The sequence below is a fragment of the Lentilactobacillus diolivorans DSM 14421 genome (genome assembly GCF_001434255.1).
Taxonomy (GTDB): Bacteria; Bacillota; Bacilli; order Lactobacillales; family Lactobacillaceae; genus Lentilactobacillus; species Lentilactobacillus diolivorans.
Window position 1 is genome coordinate 1 of record NZ_AZEY01000084.1, and the last position, 396, is coordinate 396.

Consider the following 396-nt stretch of genomic DNA (forward strand, 5'->3'; position numbering starts at 1 on the left):
AAGCCAGAACCTTATTTTGAACTAAATGCGGAAATTTTAACTAATCAGCAAAAATTCGTCGCAAAATTAGACCCCTATCAGCGATTTAAAGACGAAACAGGGCTAATGACATTCATGCAAGCTAAACACGTTCAGAAAGGCTCACAGGCTGGTTTAATCAAGGGCATTCAAAACCAGGCTAAAAAGCGTGCTAGTCCCCAACTATTCTCACTATCCAGTCTCCAAAGTGCCATGAATAAACGTTATCACGCCAGTGCCAGCCAAACCTTAGCGGCTATTCAAAGCTTATACGAAGACAAACTACTCAGTTATCCCCGCACCGATTGTGCTTATATCACTGATGAAGAATTTGAGTATTTAGTGGCTAATCTGACGAAGTATCTGGGGTTAGTCTCT

The 396-nt window shown here is 41.4% G+C and carries 1 protein-coding gene; it reads left to right on the forward strand.

The genetic code is table 11. The features are described 5' to 3' along the window. Positions 1-396: DNA topoisomerase (locus tag FC85_RS09530; RefSeq protein WP_235807835.1), on the forward strand; the 396-nt coding region annotated here is incomplete at both ends.